We start from the raw sequence: 21,038 nt of genomic DNA on the forward strand, positions 1-21,038 counted from the left end.
ACTTGAGTCCGCCGCCACGGCTTGCGGATCGAACCCGTCGGGTGGACAAGGACCGATGATGCGGAAAGGGGTGAACCAACATGACCGAGGTGACTTTCGAGGCTGTCGACATCCGTGAGATGGCCGACGAGGAGCTGGACGATGTGGTGGGCGCGGCCCGCTGCATGTGATTCGTCCGACCAACTGGTCGGGTGCAGTGACCGATGATGCGGGGAGGGGGTGAATCAACATGATCGAGGTGACTTTCGAGGCTGTCGACATCCGTGAGATGGCCGACGACGAGCTGGACGACGTCGTCGGCGGCCCGATGGCCTGCCAGTAAGGCGGCAGGAGGCGCTTGGGCACCTCGCTCAGGCGCCTCCGTCCGCCTTGTCGGTGACGTGGGCGGCGGGTCCCGTGTCGCACCTGCCGGAATTGGCGGGGATCAGACGGTCACGGTCCGGAACCGGCCGTGACCGATGGTTACGGTTATGGAACGAGCCGCAGTGCCCGACCCTTTCTCAGGCGTGTCTCCTGGGCGTTTTGTTCGAGAAAAGGGGTCACCCCGTACCGGCGTTTTTTTGGGTCAGAGGCATGATCACCGGCCAGCATTTGTCGTGATAGTTTCCCCCCATGGATGCTGATGTTTCCGGGGCCGTGGACACGTTCCAGCGGGCCTTTTACAAGAGCAAGGTGTGGCGTCGCCGGACATGGCTCGGCGTGGCGTGTCACCAGAATCCGATGGACATGTGGATGATCCAGGAGATCATTCAGGAGACGCGACCTGATCTGATCATCGAGACCGGCACCCGACACGGTGGGTCCGCACTCTATTACGCGACCATGCTCGGACTCGTCGGTAACGGCCGGGTCGCCACGGTCGACGTCAAGCCCGAACATCTCGCCGGACCGAGCGGCTGGATCGACGGCGAAGGAATGGCGGTCGACTCGCCGTACTTCGACCGGGTCGACACCATGACCGGGTCGTCCGTCGACCCTGCCGTCGTCGCCCAGATGCGGGAAAAGGCGCAGGCCGTCGAGCGGGTCATGGTGATCCTCGACAGCGACCACAGCAAGCAGCACGTCCTCGCGGAACTCGCGGCGTACGCCGACCTGGTGACGCCGGGCTGCTACCTGATCGTGCAGGACACCAACCTCAGCGGGCACCCGGTCCAGGCGGGGCCGTGGGAACCGGGCGACGGGCCCTGGGAGGCGCTCGAGGAATTCCTGCCCGATCAGCGCTTCGAAGTCGACAGGTCGAAGGAGGAACTGATGTTCACCTGGTTCCCTGGCGGCTATCTGCGGCGAGTGTGAGGATGCCCGACGCGCAGTCGTCATCTTTCCAGCCACCAACGTGATTCCTGCCTCCCGGGGCCCCGCGGGGATCGCGACCGGGCACGGAAACAGCCCTTGGTCGATGATCTTCTTCTCCAGAGAAGGGCATCAGTAACCAAGGGCTGTTCTGGTGGCCGCGCGAACGGCGGTGCCGACGACGGTCGGCAATTCCTCGTCGGCAGGCCACCAGCATGGTGAGCGTGGCGGGACCGCGCTGCCGGCGGCCCGCCGGCTGCGAGTCGGTGCCGTTGCCGAGGCGGCGGGCGACGGTGTCCAGGCTCCGCGTCGGGGCTGGCGGGGGTGCGGCCGTCGGGGGGAGGACGCGGTGCGGGAGACCGGGTACTACGCGGAGTTGCTCGCGCAGCGGGACGTGCCGGGGGAGGCCCTGTGCGTCACGGTGGTCGCGGGGCTGACCGTGGACGAGGCGCTCGTTCGCTTCGACGGCTTTCCGGCCCGGCGCACCGCCACGCTGCGGGACCTCGCGGAGGTGGCGCGCGCCGCCCCGTTCCCGTATCCCCGGCTCGCCTGCGCTGTCGATGTCGACGGCCACATCGTGCTGGTCGAGGAGAACGGCTTCCGCAGCTCGCGGCCGGAGGTGTTGCGACGCCTCTCCGAGGGGACCTCGGCGACGAGTGTGTTCTGGAACGTCAACTTCGTCAATCGCCTGTCGTACGCCGAGAACGGTCGGCTGGTCGCCTCGGTCGACTGGTCGTATCCCGGACATGGCGACGGCGACGACCCGGAGGAGTTGGAGCCGTACCTCGACGGGCTCGGTTTCGGCGAGGACGGGGATCCACGGCCCAAGGCGTTGGCGTTCCTTCAGCGCTGCGGGGGCGTCCGGATCACCCGCGAGCACCTGGTCGACGCGCACCCGGCGTCCGTGCTCGTCCCGGCCGACCTGTTCGAGCCACGCGGCCGGCTCGGCAGTCTGCTCCCGGGCGGCGCTGACCTGGTCAAACTGGTCGGCCTGCCGCTGAGGTTCGAGTCGGTGCGATCGCCGCTGCTGCGGAAGGCGTGTCGTGGTGCGGTCGAGGTGGCGGTCGACGGCCTGTTGCCGGCGGAGGCGTTGACGGTCGACCCGTCGGCGCTCACCGACGCGGATCGTGAGCTGCGCCGTGCCGAAGCGCTGGAGTCGGCGCGCCGGGGGTACCGGCGCGGCGTGGACGACGCCTGGGCGCGGTACGAGGTGGACGGCGATGGTGCCGGGCCGGTGGGTGGCGCGGCCGGGGAATCCGGGTCTGCGCTCGTACGCGCCACGTTCACCCACGCGGTGGCGCGCGACCGGCTGCACGCGGAACCCTCGACCGCGCTGACCCAGGTGCTGGTCAACGCCGCGAAGGTCGACCCCGACGGTACGGCCGCCCGGCGCGAGCGGGTGCACGCCCACCTGTCCGGCTTCGCCGCCAGGTCCGGCGAGTAGCGGCCCTCTTGCCGAGATCCATTCACGAGCGTAGGAAGTACACGACGCTCCACCCACCATCGTCGGCCCCCGCCTCGGACCACGGTCCGGTGTCGAAGGAGATGCGCGTGACCACACCCAGACGGCTCCGTCTCGCCGTGTCCGTGCTGGTGACCGCAGGCGCCGTCCTGCTCGGCGCGGCCGCCGCCGCGGCGCCGCCCGCGACTCCCGCGCCGGCCGGGCATCAGGGCTGCGACCCGATCGACCCGACGGCCTGCCTGCTGCCGTTCCCGAACGACTACTTCACGGTGCCGGACCGCAGCAGCCCGACCGGCAAGCGGGTACGGTTCCCGGCCTCCGCGATGCCCGCCAACGTGCAGGGAACCCCGATCGACCCGACGGAATGGAACCGGCAGGACGGGTTCAGTCCCGGCTCGCCGATCCTGGTGCGGGTGCCCGGCCTCGACGCGGCGGCGACCGGGATCGCGCCGGTCACCGACATCGGCCGCTCGTTGGCGCCGGACGCGCCGATCGTGCTGCTCGACGCCCGGACGGGTAGGCGCACGCCGTACTGGGCCGAGCTGGACGCGCACGCGGCCGGCCAGCCGGAGCGGCAGTTGCTGATTATCCGACCGGCGGTGGCGCTGACCGAGGGCACCCGCTACGTCGTCGGCCTGCGCGGCCTGCGCGACGGCAACGGGGCGCTGATCCCGGCGCCGAAGGCGTTCACGGCGTACGTGACCGGCGCCGGCCTCGGCCACCGGGACCGTCGCGTCCCGCAGATGAAGCGGATCCTCGCCGACCTGACCAGGGCCGGCGTCAAGCGGCACAGCCTCCACCTGGCCTGGGACTTCACCGTGGCCAGCCGGCACGGTCTGACCGGGCGGATGCTGGCGATCCGCGACGGCGCGTTCGCCGCCCTCCGCCGGGCCGCACCGTCGTTCACCGTCACCCAGGTGACCGACTACCCGCCGGAGCAGGAGCCGCTGATCGCCCGGCAGGTGACCGGCACCATCGGCGTACCGTCGTATCTGACCGGCGACGGCGGGCCCGGCTCCCGGCTGCACTACGGGCCGGCCGGCGGCGGCGGAACGCCACCGACGCCGAACGCCCTGCCCACACCGTCCGGCGCGACGGTGGCGGCCGACTTCGTCTGCAACATCCCGCGCAGTGCCTCCGCCGCGAAACCGGCACACCTCTCGCTCTACGGCCACGGCCTGCTCGGCAAGCCGACCGAGATCAACGCCGGCAACGTCAAGACGATGTCGCACACGTACGACTTCACCTTCTGCGCGACCAGCTGGATCGGCATGGCCGCCGCCGACGTCCCCTACGTGGCCGGCGCCTTCACCGACCTCAGCGGCTTCCCCGCGGTGGCCGACCGGTTGCAGCAGAGCTACCTGAACTTCCTCTTCCTGGGCCGGGCGATGATCCACCCGGGCGGGTTCGCCGCCCACCCGGCGTTCCGGGACGCCACCGCACGGCCGCTGATCGACGTGGCCGGCGGGCTGCACTACGACGGCAACAGCCAGGGCGGCATCAACGGCGGCGCGCTCACCGCCGTCGCCCAGGACTGGACCCGGTCGGTGCTCGGCGTGCCGGCGATGAACTACTCCACGCTGCTGCAACGCAGCGTGGCCTTCACCCCGTTCCAGACGATCATGGACGGCTACTACCCGGACAAGGTCGACCAGCAGCTGATCCTCGCGCTGCTGCAGATGTTGTGGGACCGCTCCGAGGCCAACGGGTACGCCCAGCACATGACCGACCGCCCGCTGCCGGGCACCCCGGCACACCAGGTGCTGATGCACGTGGCCTTCGGCGACCAGCAGGTTTCCCCGGCCGCGGCGGAGGTCCAGGCGCGCACCATCGGCGCCCGCCTGCACACCCCCGCGCTGGCCGACGGCTGGTCGCCGGACGTGCGGCCGTACTGGGGCATCGCGCCGATCCGCAGGTACCCGTACACCGGCTCGGCGATGGTGGTCTGGAACAGCGGCGCGGCGTACGCGCCACCGCCGACGAACCTCGCCCCGGCCGGGCCGGAGTACGGCGAGGACTCGCACGAGTTCCCGCGCGCCCAGGCCGCAGCCCAGAGACAGAAGGCGGTGTTCCTGCTCACCGGCAAGGTGATCGACGTCTGCGGGCGGAAGCCCTGCGCGTGACGCGCTGACCTGTCAGAACGATCCCACGCCGTCCCGAGTCGCCCGGCCGCAAGCAGATACACGTCTCTGGATCAATGCTGACAGACCGCTGCCCGGCGGCGGGCCGGCGCCCTAGCGTCACCTCTGCCGGACCCGTGGCGGATGTCCACCGGGCCGGCTCCTGAGGAGGCACGGGTGCGAAGGCGTTACGGCATCATCTCGGCGGCCACCGCCATGCTCTGCGGGCTCGCTCTGGCCGGCACGCCGGCACAGGCGAGCGCGACCACGCCGAACGGGATCCCCGCCGGGGCGGAGGCGACGTTCCACGGCCGGCCGATCCGGGACGCGGCGACCGCGCAGGCCCTGGCCGACGCGTACTGGACGCCGGAGCGGATGCGCGCCGCGACGCCGCTGGAACCGTTGGTGGGCGGGGAGGAGCTGGCCGGGGAGGCCGCGGACCGGCCGGGTCGGGTCGGCGAACCGCGCTCGGGGGCGGAGCCGATCGGTCCGCGCGGCACCGGCACGGCGGTCCCTGGTGCCTCGGTCTCGGCCCGCGACGTCTCCGCCGGGGTGGGAACCCAGTCCGTCAATCCCTCACCCGGTGTCGGCCGGGTCTTCTTCACCGCCAACAACAAGGACCACTACTGCTCGGCCAGCGCGATCAACACGGCCAAGGCGAACCTGGTCTCCACCGCCGGACACTGCCTGCACCCCGGCGACGGCTCCGACAACTGGCACACCAACTGGGTCTTCGCCCCGAACTACGCCGACGGCCCGTCCTCCTGGGGACTGTGGAGCGCCCGGAGCATGACCTCCACCAAGGGCTGGGTCGACCACGACATCCTGTGGTGGGACTACGGTTTCGTCACCGTGTGGCCGCGCAACGGCAAGCGACTGGTGGACGTCACCGGCGGGGAGGGCATCAGCTTCAACTACCCGCGCAGCGTCGCCGCCACCCTGCTCGGCTATCCCGGCGCCGCGCCCTTCGACGGCAGGTGGCAGCACTACTGCCAGAGCACGACGCAGGCCGCGGGAACGCAGCGGGTCAAGCTCATGGACTGCCCGCTGAACGAGGGCACCAGCGGCGGGCCGTTCCTGCGCGCCTGGAACAACTCGCAGGGCTTCGGGCACGTGAACTCGGTGGCCTCGTACAAGTTCTCCGGGAACATGTACGGCCCGTACTTCGACGAGGACGTCGCCGACCTCTTCGACTACGCGAAGGCCAAGAACTGACCGGCGTGGGCCGGGCCAGCCGCGCCGGGAGCTGAGGCGTCCGCCGTGGTACCGGCTGCCGCGGCGGCACCATCGAGCTCCTCGGCCGCCCAGGTGGTGGTGTCGATCACCCCTGGGCGGCCGGCCCGGCCGGTGCATGGCGCGACCCGTGACATGATGGCGCCCATGGGGAAACAGCAGGACGTCGGCGGACCCGACCGTCACAGTGGGTCAGGTGCCGCCGCGGACGGCGCGACGGGTGGCAGCGTCGACGCGCGGCTCGCCGTCGCGCAGGACCCCACCACGCCTCAGATGACCCTCATCGACCTGGCGTCCGACCCGTCGGCCGTGGTCCGTAAGGCCGTCGCGACCCGTACCGACGCGCCCGCGCAGGCACTGCGCCCGCTGACCCGGGACCGTGATCGCGACGTCCGGGAGGCCGTGGCGAGAAACCCCTCGACCTCGATCGGCAATCTCCTGGTGCTCGTCAAGGACGCCGACCGGTGGGTCCGCTGGGCGGTCGCCGGTAATCCGTCCTGCAACGAGTCGGTCCGCCGGGTGATGGCGGAGGCTCCCGACAAGGAGCTTCGCGGCCTCCTCGCGGAGACGCGCGAACTGGAGCCCGAGCTGGCCGCGCGGCTGGTCGACGACGTCTCGCCCGAGGTGCGGGAACGGCTCGCCACCCATACCCACGACCCCGACGTGATCACCGCCCTGATGGCCGACCGCACCGCGCGCGTACGCAAGGGGCTCGCCCGCAACCCGCGGACCACCGCCGCCCAGCGCAGCGCGCTCGCCCAGGATCCCGTGGTGGACGTCCGCGTCGCGCTGGTGCTCGCGGTCAAGTTGGACGACGCGGATCTGCGCCGCCTGGTCGACGACCGGTCGGTGCAGGTGCGGATGGCGTTGGCGACGTCCGAGGTGGTGCCGCCGCACATCCGGCAGGCGCTCGGCGGCGATCCCGACGAGATGGTGGCCGCCGCGGCGCGGGACTTCCGCCCGGGGGCGGGCAACGCCGCGGTGGTACGGGCTCCGCGCATCGGCCACCGGGCCTCCGGAACCGGCCGGGGTCGACCCGGCGGCGCCCGCCGCTGAGGCTGGCGGAGCCGCCGTCAACCGCCCCGCGCGCCTCGCGGCCGTCGCCCGTACCCGATTCCAGGACACCGTCGTGTTCGGGCGGCCACGTGGCAGCACGAGGAACACCGGCGCGAACACCGGATCGTCGAGGGCGTCATTCGCAGCGGTCCTCGCCGCCCCGCCCGTACGGCTCGCAGCAGTCCGGCCGGTGCCGGAACACGATCACGGTGTGACCGTGGCGCTCCTCGCGGTCGCCGGTCCGCTCGTACAGGCAGGCACCCCACACCACTGTCTCGCCTCGGCCGTCGACCACCTGCCCGTCGCCAGGGCCGTGCCGCAGCAACACCCTCACACCGGCGACGCTACCCGCGCTCGCCGGTGCGCCGTGAGGACTTCCGAACCGAGACCGGGCGTTCCGGGGTGGCTGCGTGGGCGAGGCAGCCCTGCGGATCCGCCCTCCCTGCCCTTGCCCTCGACCACGGTAGGAGCATCGAAATGGCAAGATCGGTGCCTTCGGGCGGGTTCTCGTCGCGTGGCGGTATCCGGGTCGTCCCCAAGGTCGGGGGCGGTGTCCGCGCCGACTCCGGCTGGCCGATGGCGAGGCTACGGGCGGATCAGCACGCCATCACGCTGCGGGAGATCTGGGCCGGTACCTTCGTGGTCACCGCCGACAATCTGATCGCGATCCGGCGATGGCGAAACACCGGGCTGGAGTTCGACGTCGATGATCGCGACGAGTTGTGGATGTTCCGGACACTCGATGTCGAACGACTGGTCAGCCGCCTGTCGACGCTCGGATGGATCGCCGAACGGTGACGCGTCAGATCGGGTGAGGTTCGTAGTGGCGGGGGCGTGCCGGGGCAGCGGTCACGGTGAACCCTCCTGGGTGTCGCAGACCGGCCCTGGTGATCCTTGCCCGCCCGGGTCCGTCAGTGTCTGCCGTCGTCGCCGGCCGAATGCGACGACCGGTTCGGTGGCTTCCGCAACCACAGCCACACCCCGGTCAGGAGGCACGCCGCGCCCAGGAACGCGATCGCCGACTCGGCCAGCTCGGGGAGGTCGTCAAGGAACGGGAACGTGTGCGAGGCGGCCAGCGCCACAAGCGCGATCAAGAACAGAAGGACGGCAAGGACCCGCTGTCGAACCATGGTTGATTGGATCACAGCGGTCGGCGCGGGGACCTCCCGCCTGGGAGGCCCCCGCCGGTCGCTCAGGCGGCGTAGATGTACTTGTTGTTCCCCACCGCCAGCACGGCCGCCGTGGAGCCGCGGACCCCGCTGTTCAGATTGCGCCAGCCGGTGTTGCTGGCCGTCTCGTGCACGTAGCCGCCGGTGACGCTGTAGACCAGCTTCGCCCCGTTGAAGTGCAGCGCGGCCAGGGCCGTGCCCTGCGCGCCGGAGACGCCGGTCCACAGGTTGCGCCAGCCCGCGTTGCTGGCCGCCTCGAAGATCCGGCCGCCGTTGAGGGTGTAGACGATCTTCGTGGTGCCCGCCGCGATGGCCGCCACCGCCGAGCCCGGAATGCCGGTGCTGATGTTGCGCCAGCCGTTCGCGCTGCTCGCCTCGTGCACCAAGCCGCCGACGATGCTGTAGACGTACTTGATCCCGTCGATCTCGATCGCCGCGATCGAGGCGGAGCTCACCCCACTGATGCCCGTGCTGATGTTGCGCCAGCCGTTGCCGCTGCTCGCCTCGTGCACCGAGCCACCGACCACGCTGTAGACCAGCTTCACCCCCTTCCAGTTCAACGCGGCCAGCGCGGTGCCCTGTGCGCCGGAGACGCCGGTCCAGAGGTTGCGCCAGCCCGCGTTGCTGGCCGCCTCGAAGATCCGGCCGCCGTTGAGGGTGTAGACGATCTTCGTGGTACTCACCCCGATCGTGGCCACGGCCGAGCCGGTGACCGCGCCTGCGCTGCCGGAGATCGGTAGGGCCTGCCAGCCGTTGAAGCTGGGCGCCTCGAACACCTGACGCGACTGTTGGCCGGGATTCTGCGCGATGTAGACCAGCGGGCTGATCCTGGTGCCCGAGGGGTCGATCATGTGCCAGTGCAGGTGCGGGCCGGTCGAACTGCCGGAGCCGGGCGCGCCGGCGGCACCGCCGGAGCGGCCCACCACCGTGCCCGCGCCGACGCTGGCGCCGTCGGCGAGCGAGAACTGCGACAGGTGCATGTACTGGCTGCGGTAGCCGTCGCCGTGGTGGATCGTGACGGTGTGTCCACCCGTACCGTTGTAGGGGATGTTCTGGATGGTGCCGGCGCCGCAGGCGGGAAGTGCCGTGCCCACGCCCATGCCGTAGTCGATACCGCCGAGCGAACCGCGGCGGAGGTGGCCCTCCCAGGTGTCGGTGACCGGGTACGCGCCGAACGGGTTGTAGATCGTCGGTGCGGCGTGCGCGGTTCCGGGAATCAGCACCCCGCCCACGGTCATGGCGCCCGCGCCCAACGCCGCGGCGCGCAACACGCCACGGCGGCTGATGCCGGGTACGCCCTCGTCGCCGCCCCCGCAGCAACCGGATCCGTCATGCTGGTTCATGGAACTCCTTCTGTGATCAGGGGTGCCCGCCTCCAGGGCCGCGGCGGCCGACGGCGCGGGGTGACGGTGCTGGCCGGCCGGGTCGCTCCCCGCACCGGACGATCGGCAGGTCCCGGTCGAGCCGGGCAAATCCTCGTGGACCGCGCGACTCGGAGCCGTCGGCCGATCGATCATAGTCAGTGTCATCCCGCAGGTTGACAGCGTGGCGGTCACCGACCCGACAGCCCGGTCCACGAGTGGCCGCTACGGTGGCGGATACCGGCCGTCACCGCAGCCCACCGGAGCCCTCGATGACCGATCCTCAGCTCAGGCGACGCATCCGGGCGGCCGTCGGCGTGGCCGCCGCGCTCCTCCTGCTGCCGGTCGCGCCCGCTCCCGCCAGCGCCGCGGCGGCCACCGGCAGCGTGACGACGACGGTCCAGGACGCCGGCACCGGGGCGCCGGCCCGCGCCTGCGTGAGCCTCGTACCGCTGGACCGCGAACGACTCACCCGGGTGTCCATCGGCGAGAGCCAACTCGGCAGTGTCGGTGGCTGCACCGACGGCCGGGGCGGGATCGAGGTGACCGGGGTGGAGCCGGGACGCTACCGGCTCTTCGCCCAGCCCTACGAGGCGGCACGGTACGGGCGCCAATGGGTCGGCGGGCAGGGCGGCACCGGGGAGCGCCACCGGGCGTGGGTGGTCACTGTGGGCGCCGGTGCCACGACCGCCGCCCCACCGGTCCGACTCGACCCGCCGGGCCGGATCTCGGGCGTACTCACCGACGCGGTGAGCGGGCGTCCGGTCCCGGGTGTCCACGTCGCCGTGGTGCCGTTCGTGCCGCACCCGAAGTACAGCCCCGACACGCCGATCACCGACGACACCGGCCGCTACAGCATCACCGGGCTCGGGCCGTACGACTGGGCCCTGCGGTTCTCCGGCACGGGGATCGCGACCCAGTGGTCCGGTGGCGTCGGCGCCGCCCTGCTGGCCCGGACGGTCCGGGTGCGCCCCGGCGGCACCGCCACGCTGCACCAGGCCCTCCGGTCTCCGACCACCGTGGGCGGCGCGATCCGCACCGACGAGTTGGCGGCCTACAGCACGGTCGTCGCCTTCGACGCCCTCACCGGGGACGTCGTCGGCGCGGTGGACGTCGGCACGTCGTACGGACTCCCGATGCTCCCCGGGCAACTGGTCAAGCTGCGCTGCGACTGCTCCTTCGGGCCCGGACGGTGGTACCCGGCCGGCGACAGGTTCACCGACGGCAACCTCGTGTGGGTGGGGCGGGCGCCGGTCGTCGCCGACTTCGACCTGACCGCCGGCACCGGCGGTTGACGCTCGGCACCGCCCGCCGGTCGACGGATCGAGGCCGTGCCCGCGTTTGGCGGAGGCGCCACCGGCGCCCTGCGGTCAGGTGTTTGCTGTCCACATGAGCTTCCCGTCCCACCGGCAGCGCCACCGTCGCTCCTCCCGACGCCTGGTGGCGCGACTGGACGCGGAGCACTACATGCTGCTGATGCTGATCGGGTTCGGCGGCGCGGTCCTCGGCACCCGCGCATTCCTGGCGCTGACCGGCTATCCGCAGGTCGGCGGCGGTACGTTGCACATCTCGCACGCCCTGTGGGGTGGCCTGTCGCTGTTCGTCGCCGCGCTCGTGCCGCTGCTCGTCGTCAACCGGGCCGCGCTGCTCGGGGCGGCGCTGCTGGCCGGAATCGGCACCGGGCTCTTCATCGACGAGGTCGGCAAGTTCATCACCGCCGACAACGACTACTTCTTCCCGGCCGCCGCGCCCATCGCCTACGCGGCCTTCCTCATCGGCGTGTGGCTCTACGTGCGCGCCCGCGGCACACGGGTCGAGGGCACCCGGGCGCAACTGCACGCCGCGCTGGAACTGCTCGGCGAGGCCGTCGACGGGAGGCTCAGCGAACGGGACCGGGCCCAGCTGCGGCGGCGACTCGGCGCCGCCGCAGCGAGTCCGGACGACGACCGGTTGCAGCCGCTGGCCACGGCGCTGCTGGAGTTGGCGGAGCCCGGTGTGCTGCCGCCGTACGAGCACCGGTCCGGACGGATCGCCCGGATCGCGGTCGCCGTGCGGGCGTGGGTGGCGCGGTCGTTGACCCGGGGTCGGCTGCGCGTCGGGCTGGTCCTGGCGCTGGGGCTACTCGGCTTCGCCACGCTCAGCGACCTCACCACGATCGTCGCCGTCGCTCTCGACCTGCGTGACGGAACCACCGAGGGGGTGCTCACCACCGCCAACGAATTTGCCCGCGTCGACATCCAGGACCGCCGCGGGGTGCTGCTCCTGCTCGTCCGGGCGCTGCTGGACGCCGGCGTGGGCACCGCGCTCATCGTGGCCGCCGGGCTGCTGCTGCGCGGGATGGCTCGCCGCGCCGTGGAGCTCGCCCGGGCCGGCCTGGTCACCTCACTGAGCGTGGTGAACCTGCTGGTGTTCTACCTCGACCAGTTCGCCGCCGCCGTCAGCGCGCTCGGTCAGTTGGCGGTCCTGCTCGCGGCGCAGCGCTACCAGCGGCTGTTCGACCAGCCGGCCGACGCCGAGCGCACCGGCGGCGCTGACGGTGACTGAACGCGAAGGTCTGTCGGGCCAGCCCACGACCCGTGCGCGAGCGCCGCGCCGGACGTGATGTCGCCCAGGCTGATGCCGACGGCGGGCGTCCTCAGCGGACGGCGTCGCCCATGCGGGTGACGGCCTCGGTGAGGATCGCCGGCGAGGTGGCGAAGTTGAGCCGCACGAAGCCCGCCCCGCCGGTGCCGAAGACGTGCCCGGAGCTGAGGGCGACCCGCGCGTGGTCGAGGAACATCTTCGCCGGCCCGGCGACGTCGCTGACCACGCCAGCGTCGTCGGCCGGCTGCTCCGTGTCGACGCCCAGCCCCGTGCAGTCCAGCCAGGCGAGGTAGGTGCCCTCGGGACGGTGGTACGGGACGGCCGGGAGGTGCTTCGCCAGCAGCGTCGCGAGCAGCGCGCGGTTGGCGTCGAGACCGTCGAGGAGGAGGTCGAGCCACGGCCCGCCCTCGCGGAAGGCGACGGTGTGCGCGATGACACCGAGGTGGCTGGGCCCGTGGCTGACCTCTTCCGGCATACGGCGGAGGTCGGCCACGGCCTGCGGTCCGGCGACCGCGAGCGCCGCCTTGAGACCGGCCAGGTTCCACGCCTTCGAGGCGGAGACCAGGGCGAACGCGTTCTCGGCGCCGGCCACCGTGAGGTACGGGGTGAAGTGCGCCCCCGGCAGCACCAGGGGAGCGTGGATCTCGTCGGAGACCACCCGTACGCCGTGCCGGTCGGCCAGCGCCGCGACGGTCTCGAGCTCGTCGCGCCGGTGGACGACGCCGGTCGGGTTGTGCGGATTGCACAGCAGGAACGCGGGCCGGCTGCCGTGGGCCCGCGCGCGTCGGAAGGCCTCGTCGAGGGCGGCGGGGTCCATGCGCCGGTCGGGCCCGAGCGGGGCCTCGACGACCCGCCGGTCGGCGTGGGTGACGAAGGCGTAGAAGGGCGGGTAGACGGGGGAGCAGACCACGACCGCGTCACCGGGGTCGGTGACGAGCCGGAGCACCTCGACGGCGCCCATCATCACGTCGGGTACGACCGAGGTGTGCGCGACGCGGAAGTCCCGCCAGCCCCAACGCCGTGCGGCGAAGTCGCCGATCGCCTCCGCGTACGCCGTCCCGTAGGAGTAGCCGGTGTCGCCGAGGTCGACCGCGCGGCGGAGCGCGTCGGCCACGGGGGGAGCGAGGGGCACGTCCATCTCCGCGACCCAGAGCGGGAGCACGTCGGGCGCGAACATGCGCCACTTCACGCTGGTGCGCTGCCGGAGTTCGTCAAGCGTGAGCAGGGTGAGCGGATTCCGGGCCGCCGAGCCGTCGGCGGAGGGGCCAGGGCTTGCCATACCGCCCACCCTAGGGCCAGGTGCCGCCCCCGTCCTGCCCGGCGCCCTCGTCCGGCCCCGGTGCCGCTACCAGCGGTTGCGTGCCTCCTCGGCCCAGCCGACCAGCCCGTCCAGGTCGACGCGCTCGCCGTCGTCGGCCGCCGCCCAGCCGGTGAAGTGCCCGAAGCACTGGTGCGTCTCGTTGGCGAGCACACCGAAGTTCGTCCTGGCGATCTTCTCGTGGAAGGGGTGGAACTCCACGGCCACCCGCGCACCGCTGATCCGCCACGGGCGCGACCAGTCGGCGCGGTCGTACTCCCAGCGCAGCTCGTCGCCGATCTTGTGCAGCCGGCCGTCGAGGAAGAGGCCGTTCTCGGTCGAGCCGGTGCCGTCGGTCCACCGACCGCCGAGTTGGATCGCCCGACCCGGGCCGCTGCCGGCGGCCCAGTTCCAGCGGATCGCGTACGGCCACCTGCCGCGACCGTGGTCGAGCACGGCGAAGGAGTCCGCCTCGGCGACCGGATGGTCCACCCCGTCGACCCGCAGGGTGCCGCGCACCGGGCGGCCGAGGTCCTTGACGGTGTACTGGAACCGGCGGGTGCTCCAGGGCACCACCACGCCGAGCGACTCGTGACCCGCTGGCAGCGACACCACGAGGTCGATCTCCAGACCGGGGGCGGCGGCGCGGATGGCGGTGGCCGACGGCGCCTGGTCGATGTCGATCGAGAGTCCGCCGCCGCGCGCCCGTACGGCGCCCGCCCCGCTGACCGGCGGGAAGAGGGCGCCCCGGGCGAAGGGGACCACCGCGTTCCTGTCGATCTCGGCCTTCGTCGCGCGGTCGAGCACGTAGAGGCTGTGCACCCCCGCGTAGTCCAGCGACGAGGCGACCAGGCCGACGATGTGGGTCGGCGTGACGACTCCCCAGTACTCCCAGCGCTTGTTGCGGCCCCAGCCGCGCAGGTTCGCCCGGTGCAGCGGGCGGCGGCTCCAGCCCACGGCGGCGGGATTGAGCCGCCCACCCGCGAGGCACAGGTCGACCGGCTCGGTGATCTCGTTCTCGTGGGTCACGAGGGGGAGGGTAACCGGCCCGCCGCCTCTGCTGCCGGGATCGGCACGGCGGAGGTCATGCCAGCGGGTGCTGGGCCGGTTCAGTCGCCCCAGGCGTTGGAGTCCAGGAGCATGTCCCAGGTCAGGTAGGGCAGTTCGGGGTGGCGCTGGTGCAGGATCTCGCCGGGAAGGGTCGCGGCCGGGGCCTTGCGGGGATTGGCGAGTGCCTGCGCCACGATCGCGTCGGTGACGGCCCGGGCGCCGCCGAGGCGGGGATGACGTCGGTGGACGCGGTCGGCGTACTCGGGTGGCACCGGGCTGTTGACGCCCATGAGGTCGATGCTGATTCCCGTCTGGGCGATGCCGATCTCGGGCGGTCGGCGACGCTGGAAGACGGGTGAGTCGCGGAAGCTGCGCGTGGTGTGCATGGCGATCGCGTCCCACACGGTGTCGACCCGGCGGTCGGTGACACCCCGCTCCTCGAGGAACCGGGCGGCGAAGTCGGCGCCGTCCATCTCGAACCGCTGGTCGGAGTTGGCGCGTGCGGTCAGGCCCATGTCGTGCAGGGCGCAGATCAGGAACACGACCTCCTCGTCGTAGTCGTGGCCGGGCCGCCGACCGGCCCGCGCGGCGGCCTCGCGGGCGAACAGGAAACTACGCAGGCTGTGGTTGCGCAGGTAGGCCTCCTGCGCCTCGTCGATCAGTCGGGCCGCCTCACGGGCCAGCCGGGTCGACGGGAAGGACAGGTCGGCGTCCGGCGCGGCGTGGGAGGCGGCCGGGGCGGCGGGCACCAGCCCGGTGAGCATGCCGGCGCCGGCGGCCAGGCCGGTGCCGAGGGCGGTGCGCCGCGAGAAGGAAGGCGTCACGGGTACCTCATCTTTCGGGTGTCGGGTGCGTGGACCGGAAGCGTTGGCGGTACTCGGCCGGGGTGGTGCCGATGCCGCGCAGGAACGCGCGGCGCATGCTGTCGTCCGAGCCGAAGCCGCAGGCACGGGCGATGCGAGCCACCCCGTCGTGGGTGGCTTCGAGCAGGGTCTTCGCGGCCTCGACCCGGACCTGCTCGACGTACCGGATGGGGGTCGTCCCGACCGTCCGGCGGAACAGGCGGGTGAGGTGCCGTTCGCTGACCGACGCGTGCGCGGCCATCGTGGCGAGCGTGTGCGGGGCGGCCGGGTCGGTGGCGACGGCGTCCAGGACCCGGCGCAGCGCGCTGCCGGGGGCGGCCGTGGTGTTGCCGCGGACGGTGAACTGGGACTGACCGCCGGGGCGGTGCAGGAAGACCACGAGGTACTTGGCGGTGGTGCGGGCGCGCTCCGGCCCGTGGTCGTCCTCGACCAGCGTCAACGTCAGGTCGATGCCCGCGGTCACGCCGGCCGAGGTGAACAGCGGCCCGTCCCGCACGTAGAGGGCGTCGGGCCGGACGCGGACCGCGGGGAACCGCGATGCGAGGTCGGCGCAGGCCGCCCAGTGGGTGGTGGCCCGGCGGCCGTCGAGCAGGCGCGCCGCCGCGAGCAGGAACGCGCCGGTGCAGATGCCCGCCGTACGGCGGGCGAGCCCGCTGACGCGGGGGAGTTCGGCGACGAGCGCCGGCGGAGGCTGTGCCGCGGCGAGGGAGAGGCCGGGCACCAGCAGCGTGTCGAACCGGTGCCGCACCTGGTGCAGGGCCAACTCGACGTCGAGAGGTACGCCGACGTCCGTGCGTACCGGGCGGCCGTCCACCGAGGCCAGCCGGACCCGGTAGCCGCCGCTGCCGTGCAACACCTGGACGGGCCCCGCCACGTCGAGCAGCACGACGCCGTCGTGCACCACCACGACCACCTCGCGGATCCGGGCGATCTCCACACGAGCAGTCTGGTCATCCTCTGCGGAGGGCCACAAGGACGGCCGGGCCGCACATCCGGACATGGCGGAGCCGTCCCCAGCCAGGGCGCCGTCCGCGGCTCGCGACGCGGCCGCACCCGAGCGCGCGAAACGCGGCGGGCCTTCCGGTCAGGGGGTAACCGTCACCGCGCGTCGCGCAGCCCGAGGACGTACGCCGCAGTGAGCGCGACGGCGCGGTCCTCGTCCTGTGCCAGCTCCGCGAGGGCACGTGACGTCCTGATCCCCGGGACGTCCGCGAGCGCCTGGGTCAGCCGCCGACGTGCCGACGATCCGACCACTGCCTGGGCGAGGCGGTCGACGAGCCCGGTGGCGATCTGGTCGGCCGACGCGGGATCGGTCGCCAGCGCGCCCAGCGCGTCGGCGGCATCGGCGTCGTTGGTCTCCTCGACGATCATGTCGATGAGCGTCGGGACCGCGTCAGCTGCCCCACGCGCTCCGAGCGCCAGAGCGGCACACCTGCGGACCACGAGGTCCGAGTGCGTGAGGGCGTTCCGCAGCAGCGCCGTCGCCGCACCGCTCGGGATCTCGGCGACGGACCGGACGGCACGTTCGCGCACCTCGGCCACCGGTGAGCCGAGGCCCTCCGCGAGCAGTGCCAGGCCCCCGTCGCCCGACCGCGCCAGCGCCCACCGGAGGGCACCGGCGACGTTCGGGTCCGTCTCGCTCAACGCTGCCTCGACCAGCGCTCCCACCGGCACCGGAACCTCTTCGGTCGAGGACAGGGCCGCGCGTTGGCGCTTGCCGGCGCTCTCCGATCCCAGTGCCTGCAGGAGCGCGACGATCCGGAGGACGCCGTCCCAGCCGGCGGGTTCCGTGGCGTCGATCTGACGGAGTCGGGTGAGCAGCTCCGTCTCCGCCGCGATGCGTTCCCGCGTCCGGCGGATGAGGTCGTCGACGAGCCCCGAGGGCGTGAAGCCGGGATCGTCCAGCGCGCGCCCGACCTCGCGCAGCGACAGCCCCAACGACCGCAGGCTCTCGATGTGGAGGATCCGCCGGATGTCCTCGCCCGAGTACTCCCGATAGCCGGCCCGGGTACGACCCGTCGGCCGCACCAGGCCGAGCGAGTCGTAGTGCCTGAGCATGCGGGCGCTGACGCCGGAGCGCCGTGCCACCTCACCGATCAACAACGCCTGTCAACCCTCCTGGCCGGTCATGCCGAGGGCCACGATGCGGGTCGCCTCGTCGACCGCGAGCTCGAGCCCGGCGTCCGGGTCGCGCGACAGCCGTTCCGTGGCGCTGGCGTGCTGGCGTACGCAAGGGTCGGGGTCCGTCATCGCGGCGCGCAGGATCGGCGTGACCACCTGGCCGAGCGCGATCAGCGCCCGGCTCAGGCTCAACCGCGTCGCGCGCCCGCCGCGCCCGAACTGCGTCGCCAACACCGCGGCCAACGCGGGTTCCTCACCTTCGGGCACGAGTACGACCGCTGCCCGCCAGGCGCTCCGCGCCACCTCGTCGTCGGCGTCGGTCAGCAGCGCCCGGGTGATCGCGGGCCACGCCTGCCGGTCCCCGATCTTGGACAGCGTGTGCAACGCCTGGCTTCGGGCCTGCGCGCGCTCCGAGCGGAGTTCGTCGACCAGCTTCGGGAGCGTAGTCGGTGCCGGGTGGCGGATGAGCGCCCAGGTCAGCATCTCGCGTACGTGGAAGTCGGACTCGATCGCGCACCGCTCGACGAGCCTGTCGACGAACCGCGGGTCCGGGGTCGTGCCGAGCGCCAGCGCTGCCTGCAACCGCACCGACGGGTTGCTGTCCTCCAGCCGCCGGAGCGCTCGCATCGTGTGCGTGTCGTCCTTCGGCACGGTCATCGCGACCACCTCCCCGACCACAGTGAAGACCTTGTCACCGTGTGAAGGTCAAGCGGCCCGCGCGATGCGCCGGCCAGGCACCCACCGCCCGCCCCGGGTGTCGTCACACTCACACGGCGTGAAGACCTGTGTCACCACGGCGGTCGCTGGTTGGTCTCAAGGGTGCACAGGCCGAGGAGGAGGAGACGATGTGACGACCCAGGAAGAGATCCGGGAGTTGTACGCCGCCGCGGCGCCGCGCCTGGTGTCGCAACTGTTCGCCATCATCGGCGACCACGCGGAGGCCCAGGACGTCGTGCAGGACGCCTTCGTACGGGCACTCGCCCGGCCGGGGCGGTTCGGCGAGCTGGAACACCCCGAGGCGTGGCTGCGTACGGTCGCCCTCAACATCGCCCGCAGCCGGTATCGCCGCAGGGCGGTCTTCGCCCGGCTGGCGCGCTCCGGCCGGCTCGATCCCGGGGCGGGAGGAAGCGCGGGCCTGTCGCCCGACCACGTCGCCCTCGTCGCCGCCCTCCAGCGGCTGCCGCGACCGGCGCGCGAGGCAGTGGTCCTCTACCACATCGCCGACCTGCCGGTCGTCGACGTGGCGGTGGCCCTGGGCTGTTCGGTGGAGGCCGTGAAGACCCGGCTCGTCCGGGCCCGCCGCGCCCTCGCCGCCGACCTCGACGACTCCGGCCAGCTGACGACCGCCTCGCCGATGTCCGTGAACAAGGGAGGTTGCCGCCATGCCTGACCTGGATTTCGCCGGGCTCGACCGGGCCGCCCAGGCGGCCTTCAAGCCCGACTTCGCCGAGGTGGGGGACCGGGCCCGCCGTCGCAGGCGCACCCGTGCCGCCGCGCTCTCGCTGACGGCTCTGGCGCTGGTCGCGGCGGCGACGACCGTCGGCCTGCGCGCCGATGAGCCACCGCCGCCGGTGCCCGGTACCGAACCCACCCCGACGCCGGTCTTCGTCCCGTCGCCCGGGCCCAGCGCGAGTCCCGTCCCGGGCGCGGGGCGCCCCGTCCGGACGGGCCCGATGGTCGCGGGCGACCTCGACCACTTCTACCTGCGGTGGCACGACTGCCGCGGGGAGGGCTGCGTGTTGATGGTGGCCGGCACGGCCGACCGGGGGGCGACCTGGCGCAGCTTCCCGCTTCCGCTGCCGCGCGACGCGTCGTCCGTCATCGCGGCGGCGGGGCGGCGGACCCTGGTCGCCCACTACCAGCACGGCGGCGAGGGGACCCCGGTGCGTCAGGGCTGGCTCTCGAGCGTCGACGGCGGTGAGCGCTGGCGGGAGGTGACGCCAGGTAGGGCCGCCCAGGTCCCCGAGGGCTGGTGGGTGGCGAGCCACTGGCTGGGACGCCCCTTCGAGGAGATCATGGCGGCGGACCCGGTGACCGGTGACCTCGTGCAGGTGCCGCAGACCTCCGGGCTCAAGCAGACGGCCCTGGTTGGCGACGCTTCGGCCGAGGCGGGCATCTGGGCGAGCGGTTACGAGAGCGAGACGGTCATGGACGGCCGGCTCGTCGGCCGGGGCAGCGCGGTCGCGGTGAGTCGCGACGGGGGCCGTACCTGGCACCGACACGTGTTCGCCGGGGCGCTCACCGCCGGCAACGACGTGGCGCTCGACATCGCGACGCGGGACGGGCGGACCGTCTACGCCGTCGGCCGCGTCGGTGCGGCACTGGTCGTGCACCGCAGTGACGACGGGGGGCTGACCTGGCAGCGCACCACCGGCAGCGCGACCGTCGGCGAGCGGTCGGTCCAGGCCTCCGTCCGACCCGACGGGGCACTGGTCGTCCAGGCCGGTGTCCACGCCGGCGACCGTCCGCTGATGTTCATCAGCCGCGACGGGGGGCTCAGCCTGTCCCCGACGGACCCGGTCCCGGGTGCCGCGGCGGATCCCATGCCGGGCTCCGACGGGTACGTGCAGCGGACCTGGCCCTACTTCTCGGACCTGTGGTACTCCGCCGACGGGGCCACCTGGTCCCACATGAGCCCGCCCGAGCTGCCCTGAGGAAAGTGCTTCCCGCCGGGCGGCGGCAACGCGCCCGGCGGGACCGCTCCCGCCGGGCGTCAGCGGACGGCCGGCGGCGCGGACGTGACGGGCGGGGTGGGCGTGATCTGCGGGGCAGGCGTGACCGGCGGGGCGGGCGTGACGGCCGGGGTGGTGGCGGTCTCGGCGAGCGCGGTGCGCAGGACGTCGTGCAGCGGCCCGTCGGGGTGGTCGATCCAGTGCTGGATGGCGACGCGCAGCGAGGCCAGGAAGGTCGCCGCCACGACCCGGGACCGCAGCGCCCGGTCGGGGCCGGTCAACCGTTGGGCGACGTCGTCGGCGAGATCGCGCTCGATGGCGGTGTAGGCCGCGATCTGGTGCGCGACGAGGCCCGGGTGCCCGCGTAGCTGACGGCGGTGCAGCAGCCAGGAGGGCGGGGCGTTGCCGTACGCCTCGACGGCGAGGCGCTCGGCGGCCGCGCTCAGCACGGCCCACGGCGGCGCGTCGGCCGGCTGTCGGCGGACCAGTTCCAGCAGCCGGCGCAGCCGTACGGCGTCACCGTGAAAGACCGCCTCCTCCTTGCTGGAGAAGTAGTTGGAGAACGTCCGGCGGGAGACGTTCGCGGCGTCGGCGATGGCCTCCACGGTGACCCGGTCGAGCCCGTGTTCCGTGGCGAGGCGCAGGGCGGCCTCGTGCAGGGCGAGGCGGGTGGCCGCCTTCTTGCGCTCCCGCAGCCCGGTGGTCTCCGCCATGGGCGACAGCCTACGGGGCGGTGACTCAGTTCTCATCGCGCAAACTTG

General features: G+C 72.7%; 20 protein-coding genes. 10 read left to right on the top strand and 10 right to left on the bottom strand.

Translation table 11 applies throughout. From position 1 onward, the window contains the following. Window positions 1–612: 612 nt before the first annotated feature. From OG989_RS19565 to OG989_RS19585, 5 genes are all read left to right on the top strand, one after another. A complete protein-coding gene (locus tag OG989_RS19565) occupies window positions 613–1,293 on the top strand; it encodes a CmcI family methyltransferase (protein WP_089000841.1) in 681 nt (226 codons plus the stop codon). Between the two features lie 346 nt (window positions 1,294–1,639). Continuing rightward, a complete protein-coding gene (locus tag OG989_RS19570) occupies window positions 1,640–2,734 on the top strand; it encodes a DUF6461 domain-containing protein (protein ID WP_327027964.1) in 1,095 nt (364 codons plus the stop codon). A gap of 101 nt (window positions 2,735–2,835) precedes the next feature. After that, entirely contained in the window at window positions 2,836–4,875 is a 2,040-nt protein-coding gene (locus OG989_RS19575; RefSeq protein ID WP_442791875.1) for a hypothetical protein, read from the top strand. Between the two features lie 174 nt (window positions 4,876–5,049). Next, window positions 5,050–6,087 (top strand): trypsin-like serine peptidase, encoded by a 1,038-nt coding sequence (locus OG989_RS19580; protein WP_327027966.1) that lies wholly within the window; start codon window positions 5,050–5,052, stop codon window positions 6,085–6,087. A gap of 165 nt (window positions 6,088–6,252) precedes the next feature. After that, on the top strand, window positions 6,253–7,161 hold the full coding sequence (locus OG989_RS19585) for a hypothetical protein (RefSeq protein ID WP_327027967.1): 909 nt from the start codon (window positions 6,253–6,255) through the stop codon (window positions 7,159–7,161). A gap of 136 nt (window positions 7,162–7,297) precedes the next feature. Here OG989_RS19585 and OG989_RS19590 read toward each other — a convergent pair whose 3' ends face one another. Next, a complete protein-coding gene (locus tag OG989_RS19590; RefSeq protein WP_151452679.1) occupies window positions 7,298–7,495 on the bottom strand; it encodes a hypothetical protein in 198 nt (65 codons plus the stop codon). A gap of 143 nt (window positions 7,496–7,638) precedes the next feature. Between OG989_RS19590 and OG989_RS19595 the strand changes: the two genes are divergently transcribed. Beyond that, entirely contained in the window at window positions 7,639–7,959 is a 321-nt protein-coding gene (locus OG989_RS19595; protein WP_327027968.1) for a hypothetical protein, read from the top strand. 113 nt (window positions 7,960–8,072) lie between these two features. Here the strand turns inward: OG989_RS19595 and OG989_RS19600 are convergent, their stop codons facing one another. Beyond that, window positions 8,073–8,255, bottom strand: coding sequence for a hypothetical protein (locus OG989_RS19600; RefSeq protein ID WP_327027969.1), 183 nt, complete (start codon window positions 8,253–8,255; stop codon window positions 8,073–8,075). Window positions 8,256–8,353: 98 nt separating this feature from the next. Beyond that, entirely contained in the window at window positions 8,354–9,673 is a 1,320-nt protein-coding gene (locus OG989_RS19605; RefSeq protein ID WP_327027970.1) for a M23 family metallopeptidase, read from the bottom strand. 290 nt (window positions 9,674–9,963) lie between these two features. Here OG989_RS19605 and OG989_RS19610 point away from each other — a divergent pair, with 290 nt between their 5' ends. Continuing rightward, the gene (locus OG989_RS19610; RefSeq protein WP_327027971.1) at window positions 9,964–10,986 is read left to right on the top strand and encodes a carboxypeptidase-like regulatory domain-containing protein; all 1,023 of its coding nucleotides are present in this window, start codon (window positions 9,964–9,966) and stop codon (window positions 10,984–10,986) included. 94 nt (window positions 10,987–11,080) lie between these two features. Beyond that, on the top strand, window positions 11,081–12,235 hold the full coding sequence (locus tag OG989_RS19615) for a hypothetical protein (protein ID WP_327027973.1): 1,155 nt from the start codon (window positions 11,081–11,083) through the stop codon (window positions 12,233–12,235). Between the two features lie 91 nt (window positions 12,236–12,326). Here OG989_RS19615 and OG989_RS19620 read toward each other — a convergent pair whose 3' ends face one another. From OG989_RS19620 to OG989_RS19645, 6 genes are all read right to left on the bottom strand, one after another. Further along, entirely contained in the window at window positions 12,327–13,553 is a 1,227-nt protein-coding gene (locus OG989_RS19620) for a MalY/PatB family protein (protein ID WP_327027974.1), read from the bottom strand. 66 nt (window positions 13,554–13,619) lie between these two features. Next, window positions 13,620–14,600, bottom strand: coding sequence for a DUF2804 domain-containing protein (locus OG989_RS19625; RefSeq protein WP_327027975.1), 981 nt, complete (start codon window positions 14,598–14,600; stop codon window positions 13,620–13,622). Between the two features lie 80 nt (window positions 14,601–14,680). After that, window positions 14,681–15,445 carry an HD domain-containing protein gene (locus tag OG989_RS19630; RefSeq protein ID WP_327027977.1) on the bottom strand — a complete coding sequence of 255 codons (765 nt, stop codon included), beginning with the start codon at window positions 15,443–15,445 and terminating at the stop codon, window positions 14,681–14,683. Window positions 15,446–15,452: 7 nt separating this feature from the next. Further along, window positions 15,453–16,421, bottom strand: a complete 969-nt coding sequence (locus tag OG989_RS19635; protein ID WP_327027978.1) for a GlxA family transcriptional regulator — start codon at window positions 16,419–16,421, stop codon at window positions 15,453–15,455. Window positions 16,422–16,582: 161 nt separating this feature from the next. Continuing rightward, window positions 16,583–17,587: a MerR family transcriptional regulator gene (locus OG989_RS19640; protein ID WP_327027980.1), complete on the bottom strand. Its 1,005-nt coding sequence runs from the start codon at window positions 17,585–17,587 to the stop codon at window positions 16,583–16,585. A gap of 6 nt (window positions 17,588–17,593) precedes the next feature. Continuing rightward, the gene (locus tag OG989_RS19645; protein ID WP_442791876.1) at window positions 17,594–18,262 is read right to left on the bottom strand and encodes a HEAT repeat domain-containing protein; all 669 of its coding nucleotides are present in this window, start codon (window positions 18,260–18,262) and stop codon (window positions 17,594–17,596) included. 190 nt (window positions 18,263–18,452) lie between these two features. Here OG989_RS19645 and OG989_RS19650 point away from each other — a divergent pair, with 190 nt between their 5' ends. Both OG989_RS19650 and OG989_RS19655 read left to right on the top strand, forming a co-directional pair. Then, window positions 18,453–18,995, top strand: coding sequence for an RNA polymerase sigma factor (locus OG989_RS19650; RefSeq protein ID WP_327027981.1), 543 nt, complete (start codon window positions 18,453–18,455; stop codon window positions 18,993–18,995). Beyond that, window positions 18,988–20,259, top strand: coding sequence for a sialidase family protein (locus OG989_RS19655; protein ID WP_327027982.1), 1,272 nt, complete (start codon window positions 18,988–18,990; stop codon window positions 20,257–20,259). Before OG989_RS19650 ends, OG989_RS19655 begins: the two co-directional genes overlap by 8 nt. A 59-nt stretch (window positions 20,260–20,318) precedes the next feature. Here OG989_RS19655 and OG989_RS19660 read toward each other — a convergent pair whose 3' ends face one another. After that, window positions 20,319–20,990, bottom strand: coding sequence for a TetR/AcrR family transcriptional regulator (locus tag OG989_RS19660; RefSeq protein WP_327027984.1), 672 nt, complete (start codon window positions 20,988–20,990; stop codon window positions 20,319–20,321). Between the last annotated feature and the right edge of the window lie 48 nt (window positions 20,991–21,038).

Origin of the sequence: Micromonospora sp. NBC_01740 (genome assembly GCF_035920365.1) — a bacterium.
Taxonomy (GTDB): Bacteria; Actinomycetota; Actinomycetes; order Mycobacteriales; family Micromonosporaceae; genus Micromonospora; species Micromonospora reichwaldensis.